The organism is Streptomyces sp. NPDC001985 (assembly GCF_040296845.1).
Taxonomy (GTDB): Bacteria; Actinomycetota; Actinomycetes; order Streptomycetales; family Streptomycetaceae; genus Streptomyces.
In genome coordinates this window covers 35,272-50,257 of record NZ_JBEOYB010000049.1, presented here as the reverse complement: position 1 = coordinate 50,257, position 14,986 = coordinate 35,272, and the positions used below count along the sequence as shown (strand labels likewise).

General features: G+C 69.1%; 13 protein-coding genes and 1 tRNA gene. 3 read left to right on the top strand and 11 right to left on the bottom strand.

The window, feature by feature from the left end; all coding sequences use genetic code 11:
• Positions 1-57: 57 nt before the first annotated feature.
• The 9 genes from rpoB to ABT122_RS22050 form a co-directional block, all read right to left on the bottom strand.
• Positions 58-3,540, bottom strand: coding sequence for a DNA-directed RNA polymerase subunit beta (gene rpoB, locus ABT122_RS22090; RefSeq protein WP_351554781.1), 3,483 nt, complete (start codon positions 3,538-3,540; stop codon positions 58-60).
• Positions 3,541-4,160: 620 nt separating this feature from the next.
• Entirely contained in the window at positions 4,161-4,544 is a 384-nt protein-coding gene (gene rplL, locus ABT122_RS22085; protein ID WP_351554778.1) for a 50S ribosomal protein L7/L12, read from the bottom strand.
• A gap of 110 nt (positions 4,545-4,654) precedes the next feature.
• The gene (gene rplJ, locus ABT122_RS22080) at positions 4,655-5,185 is read right to left on the bottom strand and encodes a 50S ribosomal protein L10 (RefSeq protein WP_351554775.1); all 531 of its coding nucleotides are present in this window, start codon (positions 5,183-5,185) and stop codon (positions 4,655-4,657) included.
• A gap of 337 nt (positions 5,186-5,522) precedes the next feature.
• Complete coding sequence (locus tag ABT122_RS22075; RefSeq protein WP_351554772.1) at positions 5,523-6,539, bottom strand: SCO4651 family lipoprotein; 1,017 nt, start codon at positions 6,537-6,539, stop codon at positions 5,523-5,525.
• A gap of 169 nt (positions 6,540-6,708) precedes the next feature.
• Positions 6,709-7,431, bottom strand: a complete 723-nt coding sequence (gene rplA / locus ABT122_RS22070) for a 50S ribosomal protein L1 (protein ID WP_351554769.1) — start codon at positions 7,429-7,431, stop codon at positions 6,709-6,711.
• An 80-nt stretch (positions 7,432-7,511) separates the two neighbouring features.
• Entirely contained in the window at positions 7,512-7,946 is a 435-nt protein-coding gene (gene rplK, locus ABT122_RS22065) for a 50S ribosomal protein L11 (protein ID WP_123188882.1), read from the bottom strand.
• A gap of 182 nt (positions 7,947-8,128) precedes the next feature.
• Positions 8,129-9,091: a transcription termination/antitermination protein NusG gene (gene nusG / locus ABT122_RS22060; protein WP_351554765.1), complete on the bottom strand. Its 963-nt coding sequence runs from the start codon at positions 9,089-9,091 to the stop codon at positions 8,129-8,131.
• A 90-nt stretch (positions 9,092-9,181) separates the two neighbouring features.
• Positions 9,182-9,460 carry a preprotein translocase subunit SecE gene (gene secE / locus ABT122_RS22055; RefSeq protein ID WP_190121725.1) on the bottom strand — a complete coding sequence of 93 codons (279 nt, stop codon included), beginning with the start codon at positions 9,458-9,460 and terminating at the stop codon, positions 9,182-9,184.
• 107 nt (positions 9,461-9,567) lie between these two features.
• Positions 9,568-9,640: transfer RNA gene (locus ABT122_RS22050), tRNA-Trp, on the bottom strand.
• A 273-nt stretch (positions 9,641-9,913) separates the two neighbouring features.
• Here ABT122_RS22050 and ABT122_RS22045 point away from each other — a divergent pair.
• Positions 9,914-11,140, top strand: a complete 1,227-nt coding sequence (locus ABT122_RS22045; protein ID WP_351554763.1) for a pyridoxal phosphate-dependent aminotransferase — start codon at positions 9,914-9,916, stop codon at positions 11,138-11,140.
• 139 nt (positions 11,141-11,279) lie between these two features.
• Positions 11,280-12,311: an adenosine deaminase gene (locus tag ABT122_RS22040; RefSeq protein ID WP_351554761.1), complete on the top strand. Its 1,032-nt coding sequence runs from the start codon at positions 11,280-11,282 to the stop codon at positions 12,309-12,311.
• A 49-nt stretch (positions 12,312-12,360) separates the two neighbouring features.
• Here ABT122_RS22040 and ABT122_RS22035 read toward each other — a convergent pair whose 3' ends face one another.
• Positions 12,361-12,960: a TetR/AcrR family transcriptional regulator gene (locus ABT122_RS22035; RefSeq protein ID WP_351554759.1), complete on the bottom strand. Its 600-nt coding sequence runs from the start codon at positions 12,958-12,960 to the stop codon at positions 12,361-12,363.
• Between the two features lie 103 nt (positions 12,961-13,063).
• Between ABT122_RS22035 and ABT122_RS22030 the strand changes: the two genes are divergently transcribed.
• A complete protein-coding gene (locus ABT122_RS22030; RefSeq protein WP_351554756.1) occupies positions 13,064-13,723 on the top strand; it encodes an NAD(P)-dependent oxidoreductase in 660 nt (219 codons plus the stop codon).
• 30 nt (positions 13,724-13,753) lie between these two features.
• Here ABT122_RS22030 and ABT122_RS22025 read toward each other — a convergent pair whose 3' ends face one another.
• On the bottom strand, positions 13,754-14,809 hold the full coding sequence (locus ABT122_RS22025; RefSeq protein ID WP_351554753.1) for a UDP-N-acetylmuramate dehydrogenase: 1,056 nt from the start codon (positions 14,807-14,809) through the stop codon (positions 13,754-13,756).
• Positions 14,810-14,986 lie beyond the last annotated feature (177 nt).

The window sequence follows — 14,986 nt, the reverse complement described above, 5'->3', positions numbered from 1 at the left end:
TGTACGGGGTCCGGGGCAGCGGCCGGGATCACCTGGAGGTGATCCCGGCCGGACCCGTCAGACCTCTTCGACGCTGCTCGGCTCGCGCCGGGACAGGTCGATGCCGAGCTCTTCCGCAGCGCGGAAGACGTCCTCGTCGGTGTCGCGCATCTCGATGGACATGCCGTCCGAGGACAGCACCTCCACGTTGAGGCACAGGGACTGCATCTCCTTGATGAGCACCTTGAAGGACTCGGGGATGCCGGGCTCGGGGATGTTCTCGCCCTTGACGATGGCCTCGTAGACCTTCACGCGGCCGGTGACGTCGTCGGACTTGATGGTCAGCAGCTCCTGGAGGGCGTACGCGGCGCCATATGCCTCCAGCGCCCACACCTCCATCTCACCGAATCGCTGGCCACCGAACTGGGCCTTACCACCCAGCGGCTGCTGGGTGATCATCGAGTACGGTCCGGTCGAACGCGCGTGGAGCTTGTCGTCGACCAGGTGGTGGAGCTTGAGGATGTACATGTACCCGATGGAGATCGGGTCCGGGAACGGCTCGCCGGAGCGGCCGTCGAACATCCGTGCCTTGCCGGACGGGAGGACCATGCGGTCACCGTCGCGGTTGGGGATCGTGGACTCGAAGAGACCGGAGATCTCGTCCTCGCGGGCGCCGTCGAAGACCGGCGTCGCGACATTGGTGCCGGCGGCGACATCGTCGGCGCCGATCGCCTTCAGCCGCTCCATCCACTCCTCGTTGCCCTCGACCTTCCAGCCCTGGCTGGCGAGCCAGCCGAGGTGGATTTCGAGGACCTGTCCCGGGTTCATCCGGGACGGGACACCCAGCGGGTTGAGGATGATGTCGACCGGGGTGCCGTCCTCCAGGAACGGCATGTCCTCGATCGGCAGGATCTTGGAGATGACGCCCTTGTTGCCGTGACGGCCGGCGAGCTTGTCACCATCGGTGATCTTGCGCTTCTGGGCGACATAGACGCGGACCAGCTGGTTCACGCCCGGGGGCAGCTCGTCGCCCTCCTCGCGGTCGAAGACGCGGACGCCGATGACCTTGCCGATCTCGCCGTGCGGGACCTTCAGCGAGGTGTCGCGGACCTCACGGGCCTTCTCACCGAAGATCGCGCGGAGCAGGCGCTCCTCCGGGGTCAGCTCGGTCTCGCCCTTGGGCGTGACCTTGCCGACCAGGATGTCCCCGGCGACGACCTCGGCACCGATACGGATGATGCCGCGCTCGTCGAGGTCGGCGAGGACCTCCTCGGAGACGTTCGGGATGTCCCGGGTGATCTCCTCGGGGCCGAGCTTGGTGTCACGGGCGTCGACCTCGTGCTCCTCGATGTGGATCGAGGAGAGGACGTCGTCCTGCACGAGGCGCTGCGACAGGATGATCGCGTCCTCGTAGTTGTGACCCTCCCACGGCATGAACGCCACGAGCAGGTTCTTGCCGAGCGCCATCTCGCCCTGCTCGGTGGCGGGGCCGTCGGCGAGGACCTGGGACTCGACGACCCGGTCGCCCTCGGAGACGATGACCTTCTGGTTGACCGAGGTTCCCTGGTTGGAGCGGGAGAACTTGGCCACCCGGTAGGTGGTGTAGGTGCCGTCGTCGTTGGCGACGGTGATGTAGTCCGCGGAGACCTCCTGGACCACACCGTCCTTCTCCGCCTTGATGACGTCGCCGGCGTCGACCGCGCAGCGGTACTCCATGCCGGTGCCGACCAGCGGCGCCTCGGCCGTGATCAGCGGAACGGCCTGACGCATCATGTTCGCGCCCATGAGGGCACGGTTGGCGTCGTCGTGCTCCAGGAAGGGGATCATGGCGGTCGCGACCGACACCATCTGGCGCGGCGAGACATCCATGTAGTCGACCTCGGCCGGCGGCACGTAGTCGACCTCGCCGCCGCGGCGGCGGACCAGGACGCGCGGCTCGGTGAAGCGCATCTCGTCGGAGACGATCGCGTTCGCCTGGGCGATGACGAAGCGGTCCTCCTCGTCGGCGGTCAGGTAGTCGACCTCGTCGGTGACCTGGCCGTCGGTGACCTTGCGGTACGGGGTCTCGACGAAGCCGAACGCGTTGACCCGGCCGTAGGAGGCGAGCGAGCCGATCAGACCGATGTTCGGGCCTTCGGGGGTCTCGATCGGACACATGCGGCCGTAGTGCGAGGGGTGCACGTCTCGGACCTCGAAGCCGGCCCGCTCACGCGAGAGACCACCCGGGCCGAGCGCCGACAGACGGCGCTTGTGGGTGAGACCCGAGAGCGGGTTGTTCTGGTCCATGAACTGCGACAGCTGGCTGGTGCCGAAGAACTCCTTGATGGAGGCGACGACCGGCCGGATGTTGATCAGGGTCTGCGGCGTGATCGCCTCGACGTCCTGAGTGGTCATGCGCTCGCGCACGACCCGCTCCATACGGGCGAGACCCGTACGGACCTGGTTCTGGATCAGCTCGCCGACATTGCGCAGACGGCGGTTGCCGAAGTGGTCGATGTCGTCGGTCTCGACGACGATCTGCGTGCCGGACTCGCCGACCGTCTCGGTCTCGCCGGCGTGCAGCTTGACCAGGTACTTGATCGTGGCGATGACGTCGTCGGTGGTGAGCACCCCGGCGTCCAGCGGCTCGTCGGCGCCGAGCTTCTTGTTCACCTTGTAGCGGCCGACCTTGGCGAGGTCGTAGCGCTTCGGGTTGAAGTAGAGGTTCTCGAGCAGCGTCTGAGCGGCCTCGCGGGTGGGCGGCTCGCCCGGGCGGAGCTTGCGGTAGATGTCGAGCAGCGCGTCGTCCTGGCCCTGGGTGTGGTCCTTCTCCAGGGTGGCGCGCATCGACTCGTACTCGCCGAACTCCTCAAGGATCTGCTCGGTCGTCCAGCCGAGGGCCTTGAGCAGCACGGTGACGGACTGCTTGCGCTTGCGGTCGATGCGGACACCGACCATGTCGCGCTTGTCGATCTCCATCTCCAGCCAGGCACCCCGGGACGGGATGATCTTGGCGGTGTAGATGTCCTTGTCGGACGTCTTGTCGATGGAGGAGTCGAAGTAGACACCCGGCGAACGGACCAGCTGGGACACCACGACACGCTCGGTGCCGTTGATGACGAAGGTGCCCTTGTTGGTCATGAGCGGGAAGTCGCCCATGAAGACCGTCTGCGACTTGATCTCGCCGGTCTCGTTGTTGGTGAACTCGGCCGTGACGAAGAGGGGCGCGGCGAAGGTGAAGTCGCGCTCCTTGCACTCGTCGATCGAGTTCTTGGGAGGCTCGAAGCGGTGGTCCCGGAAGGTCAGGGACATCGACCCGCTGAAGTCCTCGATCGGGGAGATCTCCTCGAAGATCTCCTCCAGACCGGACTTCGTGGGGACGTCCTGTCCACTCTCCAGAGCCGCCTCGACCCGAGCCTTCCACGCGGCATTGCCGAGCAGCCAGTCGAAGCTCTCGGTCTGGAGCGCGAGGAGGTTCGGAACCTCAAGAGGCTCCTTGATCTTTGCAAAGGAGATGCGCAGCGGGGCAGTGCTGGCGCCGTTGTTCGTATTCGCGGTCGAGGCGTTGCGCGAGGCGGCCAAGAGGGGGTCCTTCCGAGGGCTCGGACTCACTACGCGCGTACCGGTCCCAAGCCAGGCACAGAGAGAGAAGTCCCAGGTCAGGGATGATTCAATCCACTGTGCTGATGCGAGGGGATGCCCCTGGTGACGGGCAGGGGGCAGCTAACAGGCAGCGCAAAGGGTCAGTGTAGCCACTCGGCACACTGATGTCCAGTGCGGGTTCTGATGACCCTCGTTGTTCTCAACTCCGCGCTTGCCCCGCGCCGTGTGGCGCACCTCGATACTGCCCGTTCGGCCGCCGATCCATGCCTCGGATACGGATCGTTGTGACGACGCGTCCTGAGAATTGCGCGCTGCGTGCGGTTCGTCAAGGCCCCCCATCCCGGACCGGCCGCCGGGATCGTCACTGACCGGGCTCTGACCTGGGCCTGGTGGGCACGGCGATGATCACCATACTCCCCGCCCGGGGAAGCGCAACGCAGCCCTCGCTCAACGCGAAAAGGCGACCACCCGGATGGGTGATCGCCTTTCACGGGGCCCTGAGCCGCTTCACCGGGACCCGCGGTGGCGTCTCTCAGCCGTACCGCGGGCCCTCAGCGAGCCCTCTGCGGGGCCCGGAGAGTCACAGGTGACTCAGGAGGTCACTTGACCTCGACGGAGGCGCCGGCGCCCTTGAGGGACTCGGCGGCCTTCTCGGCGGCGTCCTTGGCGACCTTCTCGAGGACGGGCTTCGGGGCGCCGTCCACGAGGTCCTTGGCCTCCTTGAGACCCAGGGAGGTCAGCTCGCGCACGACCTTGATGACCTGGATCTTCTTGTCACCGGCGGCGGTGAGGATGACGTCGAACTCGTCCTGCTCCTCGACGGCCTCGGCGGCGGCGGCAGCGCCACCGGCGGCGGCAACGGCGACCGGGGCGGCAGCGGTGACGTCGAACTTCTCCTCGAACGCCTTCACGAAGCCGGCGAGCTCGAGGAGGGTCATCTCCTCGAACTGGGCGAGCAGGTCGTCCTGGGTGAGCTTCGCCATGATGGGCGATCCTTCCACTAAATCGGCGTGTGCCGGGTGTATGTGACGGCGGGCGTACGGCCCGCTGCGATCAGCGCCACGAGACGGCACTGATCAATGCGCGAGCCGAATTACTCGGCACCGCCCTGCTCGGCCTGCTTGGCACGAAGCGCCTCCGCGGTGCGGACGAACTTCGAGGGAAGCGCCTGGAAGAGCGCGGCAGTCTGGGACTGCTTGCCCTTCATGGCGCCCGCCAGCTTGGCGAGCAGAACCTCGCGGGACTCGAGGTCCGCGAGCTTCTTGATCTCATCGGCGGACATCGCCTTGCCATCAAGGACACCGCCCTTGATGATCAGGTTGGGGTTGTCCTTGGCGAAGTCACGGAGACCCTTCGCCGACTCCACCGGGTCACCGGTGACGAAGGCAACCGCCGTCGGACCGTTGAACAGGTCGTCGAGCGAGTCGATCCCGGCCTCGTTGGCCGCAATCTTGGTCAGCGTGTTCTTCACCACGGCGTACTGGGCGTTCTCACCGAGGGAACGGCGCAGCTCCTTGAGCTGAGCCACGGTGAGACCCCGGTACTCGGTCAGCACGGCGGCGTTCGAGCTGCGGAACTGGTCCGTCAGCTCGGCTACCGCGGCAGCCTTGTCGGGCCTTGCCATGAGCGTCGGCCTCCTTCCGGGTGATGATGACCGCGCGGACCCGAAGGAGGACTGTGCAAAACAAAACGCCCCGGCGCAGGCGCACGGGGCGTAGCTCGACCGGAACGAGTCCGGGAGCTTTCCACTGACACCTGCGCAGGTCGTCCGCAGCTAAGCGAATCCTTCGGTTGCCGCGCTCTCTGACGAGCACACGGCAACGACCAGCGGTCTTTGGCTTCCGGGGAAGACTACGCGAGCGGGGCGCGGTGAGGCAAATCCGTACGGACGGGACGGCAGCGCCCCGGCGCCCCGGCTCAGCGGCGGGCCCGGTCCGGGCCCGCCGTGACGGCCGCGGGCGTCAGCCCTGGGTCCCCAGCTCCTTGAGGAGCCGCTCGGTCTCCTTGAGGTCCTTCTCGGCCTGCGCGAGGTCCTTGTCCGCCTGAGCGAGGTCCTTGTCGGCCTGCGCCCGGTCCTTCGCGGCGGCCTTGCCGAGGTCGGAGAGCATCTTCATCATGTCGAAGGTGTCGCCGGCCGGCGGTGCCTTCACATCGGCCTTGACGCCGTAGTCGGTGAAGGTGCCGGACATCTCCATCCGGCCCTTGTCCATCTTCATGGCGACATCCATCTTCACCGGGTAGTCGTCCTCGTTCACCCAGATGTCGGTGTCGTAGCCCTTGATGCCGACGCTCTTCATGTTCGCGACCAGCTTCTTGCGCTCGGCCTCGGTGAGCACCTTGAGCGACTTGTTGGACTTCATCATCTCGTCGATGGTCAGGGTGCCCCGGTAGTGCTGGGCCTTCTCGCCGTCGATCTTCTCCTCGCCGACCCGCTTCACATTCGGCGAGTCGAGCAGGAGCGCCAGCTGCTGGGCCGGGTCCTGGTCCATCGTCTCCATGCCGCCGGTCAGCTCACGCCGGGACGACTCCTTCCCCGACGCGGCGGCCATCTCGGCGGCCTTGCCGAGATCCATCTTCATCCAGCTCTTGCCGTTGCCCATCTCCTTGGCGGTCTCGGCGTCGAGCTTGGTGTAGACGACCTCGTCGACCCACTTCATCCGCATCTCGCCGGAGCCGCTGCCCGGGTCCTCGCCCATGAAGGCCCCGGTCCCGTCCATCGCCACGTCCATCACCATGGGATTCCAGCCCATGGTGCCGGTCATCCTCATGGTGCCGTCGCCCTCGGCGCCGAGGCCGGACATCTTGATCCGGTAGTCGATCCTGGCCGTCTTCGCTTCCTTGGTCTTCTTGTGCGCCGCCGTCAGAACCTGCGTCACCGTGCGCTCGGTCGTGGCCTGTCCCCCACAGCCCGCCATCGCCACGGCCACGGCCACCGCCGTCATCGAGACACCGGCGCGCTTCCACGCGGTACTGCTCATTCCCCACCCCTTGGTGCATTCCGTGAATTGGTTGAAACCTAACCCACACCGAGGACAGCGGGACAACGGAAAACGGCCCCCGCACCTGGTGATCAGGTGTGGGGGCCGTCCTCTGAGCTGCTGCGCTCCCGCGCTCAGTGCGCGGGAAGGCCCGCGGCCGCCGTCAGGATCAGACGGAGGCCGGGTCCTCCTCGACGAGGAGGTTGCGGGTGCGGTTGGCGTCCAGGGGGATGCCGGGGCCCACCGTCGTGGTCAGGGTCGCCTTCTTGATGTAGCGGCCCTTGGCGGCGGACGGCTTCAGACGGAGGATCTCCTCCAGCGCCGCGGCGTAGTTCTCGACCAGCTTCGTCTCGTCGAAGGAGACCTTGCCGATGATGAAGTGCAGGTTCGAGTGCTTGTCGACGCGGAACTCGATCTTGCCGCCCTTGATGTCGGTCACAGCCTTGGTGACATCGGGGGTGACGGTGCCGGTCTTCGGGTTCGGCATCAGACCACGCGGACCGAGCACGCGGCCCAGGCGGCCGACCTTGCCCATGAGGTCCGGGGTGGCGACGACGGCGTCGAAGTCCAGACGGCCCTTCGACACCTCGTCGATCAGCTCGTCGGAGCCGACGATGTCGGCGCCCGCGGCACGCGCGGCCTCGGCACGGTCACCGGTCGCGAAGACCAGGACCCGGGCGGTCTTACCGGTGCCGTGCGGAAGGTTCACGGTGCCACGGACCATCTGGTCGGCCTTGCGCGGGTCTACACCCAGGCGGAAGGCGACCTCGACGGTGCCGTCGAACTTGGTGGACGCGGTGTCCTTGGCGAGACGGACGGCCTCGAGCGGGGCGTAGTTGCGCTCCCGGTCGATCTTGGCGTCCGCAGCGCGGAGATTCTTGCTGCGCTTCACTTCTTCTCCTGCGTGGTTCAGGTGTGGAGTTGTGGTGCGGACCAGCGCGTGGTCCTGCCACAGAGGTCAGACGGGGACTGTCAGCCCTCGACCGTGATGCCCATGGAGCGGGCGGTGCCGGCGATGATCTTCTCGGCGGCGTCCAGGTCGTTGGCGTTCAGGTCGGGCATCTTGGTGGTGGCGATGTCGCGGACCTGGTCGCGGGTGAGCTTGGCGACCTTCGTCTTGTGCGGCTCGCCGGAGCCCTTGTCCACACCCGCGGCCTTGAGGATCAGCTTGGCGGCCGGCGGAGTCTTGGTGATGAAGGTGAAGGAGCGGTCCTCGTAGACCGTGATCTCCACCGGCACGACCATGCCACGCTGCGACTCGGTCGCGGCGTTGTAGGCCTTGCAGAACTCCATGATGTTGACGCCGTGCTGACCCAGCGCGGGGCCGACCGGCGGAGCCGGGTTGGCCGCGCCGGCCTGGATCTGGAGCTTGATAAGCCCCGTGACCTTCTTCTTCTTGGGAGGCATTGCTCTCTCCGGGTCCTAGTGAGAGTTCAGAGCGCTCCACCCGATCATCCGGATGGAGGCATACCGTACAACGATAACGGGTATAGCTGTCCGGTTAAAAACCGACAGGTCAGAACAGCCACGAGGGCGGTTCTGACCTGGTCGGAGAGTCGGTCCCGGCGGGCCCCGGAGGGCCGCCCGGACTAGTTCTTCTGGATCTGGTCGAAGCTCAGCTCGACCGGGGTCTCCCGGCCGAAGATCTCGACCAGGCCCTTGACCTTCTTCGAGTCCGCGTTGATCTCGTTGATGGTGGCCTGGAGGGTGGCGAAGGGGCCGTCCGTGACGGTGACCGAGTCGCCGACCTCGAAGTCCAGCACCTGGACCTCGACCTTGCGGGCCGGAGCCGGCTCGCCCTTGGCCTCGGCGGCCTCGCGGGCGGCCTTCTCCTCTGCCTCCGGGGCGAGCATCTTGACGATCTCGTCCAGGGTCAGCGGGTACGGGTCGTAGGCGTTGCCCACGAAGCCGGTGACGCCGGGCGTGTTGCGGACGACGCCCCAGGACTCGTTGGTGAGGTCCATACGGACCAGGACGTAGCCGGGAAGCTTGTTCTGGCGGACGTTCTTGCGCTCGCCGTTCTTGATCTGAACGATCTCTTCCTCGGGCACTTCGGCCTGGTAGATGAACTCCTCGACGTTCAGCGAGACGGCGCGCTGCTCCAGGTTGGCCTTCACGCGCTTCTCGTACCCGGCGTAGGTGTGGATCACGTACCACTCGCCGGGCAGCAGGCGCAGCTCGTCGCGGAGCGCGGCGATCGGGTCGACCGGGGCCTCGGCCTCTTCGGCTTCCCCGGCTTCTTCCGCCTCGTCCTCGCCGGACTCGGCATCGTCCTCGTCGGACTCGCCGGCCTCGACGGACTCAGCGTCCTCGTCGGAGACCTCGCCGACGACCTCGGCGACACCCTCGGTGTCGACCTCGATCAGGGCCTCGGTGTCGTCGTCGATGTGCAGAGCGGATTCCTCGGCCGGCGCCCCGGCCTCGGCGTCAGCAGCTTCCGCCTGGTCTTCGTCGGCCGCCTCAACGATGTCGAGCTCGTCCTCGGCGGACTCGGCGGACTCGAAGTTCTCGTCGCCGGGCTCAACGGCCTCGTTCAGGTTCGGGTCAGACACGGTGGCTGCTTCTTTCTGGATACAGATGGGTGGAACATGCGAAAGGCTGCCGCCATGCCGATACGTCCCCGGCCGGCACCCCTCGCGGGATCAGCCAAAGACGTACTTGACGGCTTCCTGGAATCCATAGTCCATCACGGTCACCAGACCGATCATGATGACGACGAAAACAATCACCACGGTGGTGTAAGTCGTCAGCTGGTTGCGCGTGGGCCAGACGACCTTGCGCAGCTCGGCGACAATCTGCCGGTAGAAGAGCGCGAGACGCCCGAAGGGGCCCTTCTTCCCGCGCTTGCCGCCCCTGCGAGACTTCTGGGGCGCCTCGTCCTCGGCATCAGGCGTGTCGATGGAGCCCACGGCGTCCGTCACGTTCTTTCACCTGATTCCGGGTCGTGGCCGTGCCGCGCCCGGTGGAGCCGCACGGCGGTTCATTGAATGTACGTACATGCGCACACGCCTGGCGAAGGTGTGTGTAGCAGGGCCGGAGGGACTTGAACCCCCAACCGCTGGTTTTGGAGACCAGTGCTCTACCAATTGAGCTACGACCCTTTGTGGCTTCCCCAACCTACCCCATCCGGAGATGTGGTCGCTGTGGGCCAACGACAGGTGAGTGTACGTGCTCGCAGGCCCGGCGTCGAACAGACAGCTCCCGAGCGGGTCTTGTCCGCCACCGCCCGGGCCTCGGCCGGGGCCCCGCCCGGACCTCGGAGGGAGCCCCGCGGGACGGGACGGCGGCGCGGCGGACCGCCACCCGTCCGGCCCTGTGTCCGGGGGTCGAAACACCTGTGCCGCACGGCCGGGGCGTCTGGGACGATGGACCGTATGAGCGCTGCAACCCCTCCCACCGAGCGCCGGGTCTCCGCCCGCATCGGCGCGATCTCCGAGTCCGCGACCCTCGCCGTCGACGCCAAGGCCAAGGCCCTCAAGGCCGCCGGGCGCCCGGTGATCGGCTTCGGCGCGGGTGAGCCCGACTTCCCGACGCCGGACTACATCGTCGACGCCGCGGTCGAGGCCTGCCGCAACCCGAAGTACCACCGCTACACCCCGGCCGGCGGCCTGCCCGAGCTGAAGAAGGCCATCGCCGAGAAGACCCTGCGGGACTCCGGCTACGCGGTCGACCCCGCGCAGATCCTGGTCACCAATGGCGGAAAGCAGGCGATCTACGAGGCGTTCGCGGCGATCCTGGACCCGGGTGACGAGGTCATCGTCCCCGCCCCCTACTGGACCACCTACCCCGAGTCGATCCGGCTCGCGGGCGGTGTCCCGGTCGAGGTGACCGCCGACGAGACCACCGGCTACCGGGTCTCGGTCGAGCAGCTGGAGGCCGCGCGCACCGAGCGCACGAAGGTGGTGCTCTTCGTCTCCCCCTCCAACCCGACCGGCGCGGTCTACAGCCGCGAGGACACCGAGGCGATCGGCCGCTGGGCCGTGGAGCACGGCCTGTGGGTGCTCACCGACGAGATCTACGAGCACCTGGTCTACGGGGACGCCGTCTTCACCTCGCTCCCCTCGGTCGTGCCCGAGCTGCGCGAGAAGTGCATCGTGGTCAACGGCGTGGCGAAGACCTATGCGATGACCGGCTGGCGGGTCGGGTGGATCGTCGGCCCGAAGGACGTGGTGAAGGCGGCCACCAACCTCCAGTCCCACGCCACCTCCAATGTGTCGAACGTCGCCCAGGCGGCGGCGCTGGCCGCGGTCTCCGGGGACCTGGAGGCGGTGGCCGCGATGCGCGAGGCGTTCGACCGCCGCCGGAAGACGATCGTGCGGATGCTCGGCGAGATCGACGGCGTGGTCTGCCCGGAGCCGGAGGGCGCGTTCTATGTGTACCCGTCCGTGAAGGCGCTCCTGGGCAAGGAGATCCGGGGCAGGCGCCCGGCGACCTCCGTGGAGCTGGCCGCGCTGATCCTCGACGAGGTGGAGGTCGCGGTGGTGCCGGGTGAGGCGTTCGGCACGCCGGGCTATCTGCGGCTGTCGTACGCGCTGGGCGACGAGGACCTGGCGGAGGGTGTGGCCCGCGTCCAGAAGCTGCTGGCCGAGGCGACCGACTGAGGCGACCGACTGACGGCTCCCGCGGAGACGGCGAGCGGCCCCGGACCGTCCGGGGCCGCTCGCCGCTTCTGTGTTCGGGCAAGAACCCGATCGGGGAACCGGCTTACCTCCCGGCGGGGGCATACGGCAAGATCCTGGGATGGAGCACGTACGAAACGTCAGCCGGCTGCCGAAGGCCCATCTGCATCTGCACTTCACCGGCTCGATGCGCCCCTCGACCCTGCTGGAACTGGCCGACAAGTACGGCGTCCACCTCCCCGACGCCCTCACCGGCGCCCTCGCGGGCGGTGAGCCGCCGAAGCTCCGCGCCACCGACGAGCGGGGCTGGTTCCGCTTCCAGCGGCTGTACGACATCGCGCGGTCCTGTCTGCGCACCCCCGACGACATCCGCCGGCTGGTCCGGGAGGCCGCCGAGGAGGACATCCGGGACGGCTCCGGCTGGCTGGAGATCCAGGTCGACCCCACCTCGTACGCCCCGATGCTCGGCGGACTGATCCCCGCGCTGGAGGTCATCCTGGACGCGGTGGACAGCGCCTCGCGGGAGACCGGGCTCGGGATGCGGGTGCTGGTCGCGGCGAACCGGATGAAGCACCCGCTGGACGCCCGGACCCTGGCCCGGCTCGCCGTGCGGTACGCGGACCGCGGCATCGTCGGCTTCGGGCTCTCCAACGACGAGCGCCGGGGCATGGCGCGGGACTTCGACCGCGCCTTCGCCATCGCGCGGGACGGCGGTCTGCTCGCGGCCCCGCACGGCGGCGAGCTGTCCGGCCCCTCGTCCGTACGGGACTGTCTGGACGATCTCCGCGCCTCCCGGATCGGTCACGGCGTGCGGGCCGCCGAGGACCCCCGGCTGCTGCGGAAGCTCGCCGAGCGGCAGGTGACCTGCGAGGTGTGCCCCGCGTCGAATGTGGCGCTCGGGGTGTACGAGAAGCCCGGGGACGTGCCCCTGCGGACGCTGTACGAGGCCGGGGTGCCGATGGCGCTGGGCGCGGACGACCCGCTGCTCTTCGGGTCGCGGCTGGCCGCGCAGTACGAGTTCGCGCGGCGGCACCACGGCTTCACCGACACGGAGCTGGCCGAGCTGGCCCGGCAGTCGGTGCGGGGGTCGGCCGCGCCGGAGGACGTCCGGGGGAAGCTGCTGGCCGGGATCGACGACTGGCTGGCCGGCTAGGGAGTTTCCGCCAGGGCTCGCGAGCCCGGCCCGATCCGGGAGAGACGACCTAGCGGGGGGTGATCCCGCTGAGCACGGTGCGGACGAGTCCGGTGGCGAAGGCGTCCAGCGGCGGCGCGGGCACGCCGCCCTCCGCGCTGTCGTAGGCGAAGGCCCGGTGGGTGCAGGCGCCCAGGAGCAGTGAGGCCGCCGCGTAGGTGTCCGCGCCCTCGGCGACCCGGCCCGCGCGCTGTTCGGCGCGGAGATAGGCGTCCAGGCCCTGGATGGGCCGGTGCGGGCCGGTGCCGAGGCCGCGCAGGGCGGCTTCGTGGCGCTCCTTGAGCCGGGGGTCGGCGTAGAGCGAGGCGAGGATCGGGAAGGTCTGGGCGTAGAACCGGGCGGCCTGCCGGACGACCTCGGTGAGGTTCCCCTCCAGGCCGCCCCGGCCGCCGCCGGCGGCGAGATCGCTCAGCAGCGGGCCGAGCTTCGGCAGCCGTTCGTCCAGGACGGCGATGAACAGCTCCTCCTTGCTCGCGAAGCTCTTGTAGAGCGCCGCCTCCGAGCAGCCGGCCGCCCGGGCGATCTCCTTGGTCGTGGTGCGGGCGAGGCCGAGGCTGAGCATCAGCTCGTGGGCCGCGTCGAGGAGACGGGCGCGGGTGGGCTTCTGCATGGTTCCTCCGGGCCGGGTCTCGATCGGCCTTGACGGGTGGGCGGCCGGATACCCACTCTAGAGGTGAGTGAATACTTACTCACCCATGGGAGGTGTGTGACCGATGAGGATCACGGTGTTCGGTGCGACCGGAGGGGTCGGCGGGGAGATCGTCCGGCAGGCCCTGGCGGCGGGGCACGAGGTGACGGCGGTGGTGCGGGACGCGGCGCGCCTCAGAGTGCCGGCCGCCTCGGGGCCGGGCGCGGGGAGGCTCGTCGTGGCCCGGGCCGATCCGTCCCGGAGCGGGGCGGCGCTGCGGGAGGCGGTCGCCGGGCGGGACGCGGTGCTCTCCGGGCTCGGGGCGCGCAGGGCCGCGGACGCGGAAGCCGGGATCACCACCCGGCTCACCCGGTCGGTGCTGAGCGCCATGGAGGCGGAGGGCACCCGCCGGCTCCTGGTGGTCTCCGCCGCGCCGCTCGGCCGCGCCCCGGCGGACGAGCCGCTGGCCGACCGCGCCATCGGTGTCCTGGTGGGCGCCGTCTACCGCAGGATCTACGCGGACCTGCGGACCATGGAGGCGGAGCTGGAGCGCTCATCGGCGGACTGGACGTCGGTGCGCCCGCCCCGGCTGCTGGACGGGCCGCTGACCGGGGTCTACCGGATGGAGACCGGCGGGAACCCACGCAGCGCCCGCACCATCGCACGGGCCGATGTGGCCCACGCCATGCTCGCGCTGGTGGGCGACGCCGCGTCGGTGCGGCAGGGCGTGGGAGTGGCGTACTGAGGGTGCGAGGCGCGCGAGGGGTGCGGACGGTCAGAGGCTGACGCCGACGGTGACCGGTTCGTTGACCAGGGTGACCCCGAAGGCGTCCCGCACTCCGGCCACGACCTCGCGGGCGAGGGCGAGGAGGTCCTCGGTGGTGGCCTCGCCCCGGTTGGTGAGCGCGAGGGTGTGCTTGGTGGAGATACGGGCCGGGCCGCCGCCGTACCCCTTGGTGAAGCCCGCCCGGTCGATCAGCCACGCCGCCGAGGTCTTGGTGCGGCCGTCGCCGGCCGGGTAGGCGGGCGGGGTGACGGCGCTGCCGAGGCGGGTGCGGACGCGGTCGAGGAAGGCGGCGTACTGCTCCGCGTCCAGGATCGGGTTGGTGAAGAAGGAGCCGGCCGACCAGGTGTCGTGGTCGTCGGGGTCCAGGACCATGCCCTTGCCCGCGCGGAGTTCGAGGACGGCCCGGCGCACGGCGGACAGCTCCGCCCGGTCGCCGGGCTCGACGCCGAGGAGCCGCGCGGTCTCCGCGTACTTCACCGGGGCGGAGAGCCCGGCGGCGTCGTCGAGACCGAAGCGGACGCGCAGCACCACATAGCGGTCGGGGTGCTGCTTGAAGCGGCTGTGGCGGTAGGAGAAGGCGCACTCCTCATTGGTGAGGGTGACGGTCCCGCCGGTGCGGCGGTCGTAGGCGACCACCTCGGTGATGGTGGTGGAGACCTCCTGGCCGTACGCCCCGACGTTCTGGATGGGGGTCGCGCCGGCGGAGCCGGGGATGCCGGCGAGGCACTCGACCCCGGCGAGCCCGGCGTCGACGGTCCGCGCGACGGCGTCGCTCCAGACCTCGCCCGCGGCCAGCTCCAGCCGGGTGCCGTCGAGGCTGAAGCCCCGGGTGGCGATGCGCAGGGCGGTTCCGTCGAAGCCCTTGTCGCCGATGACGAGGTTGCTGCCGCCGCCGATGATGAGGAGGGGGGTGCCGGTGGTGTCGGCGTCGCGGACGGCGGTGATGATCTCGTCGTCCGTGGTGGCGGTGAGGAGGCGGGGGGCGGGGCCGCCGAGGCGGAAGGTGGTCAGGGGGGCGAGGGGCGCGTCGTGATTTTCCTGCACCCCCCAAGCCTACGATCCCCGCACGCCGGGCCCCGCACGGTGCGCCCGCGCCCCGGCCGGGCCCCGCATGGTGCGCCCGCGCCCCATGGCCACGACACCCGGCGGGCCCGGGGCCCTGAGGCAACCCGCACAAACCCAGCCCGTCCGGCGCTTGAGGACGGACCCTGTGCCACAGGA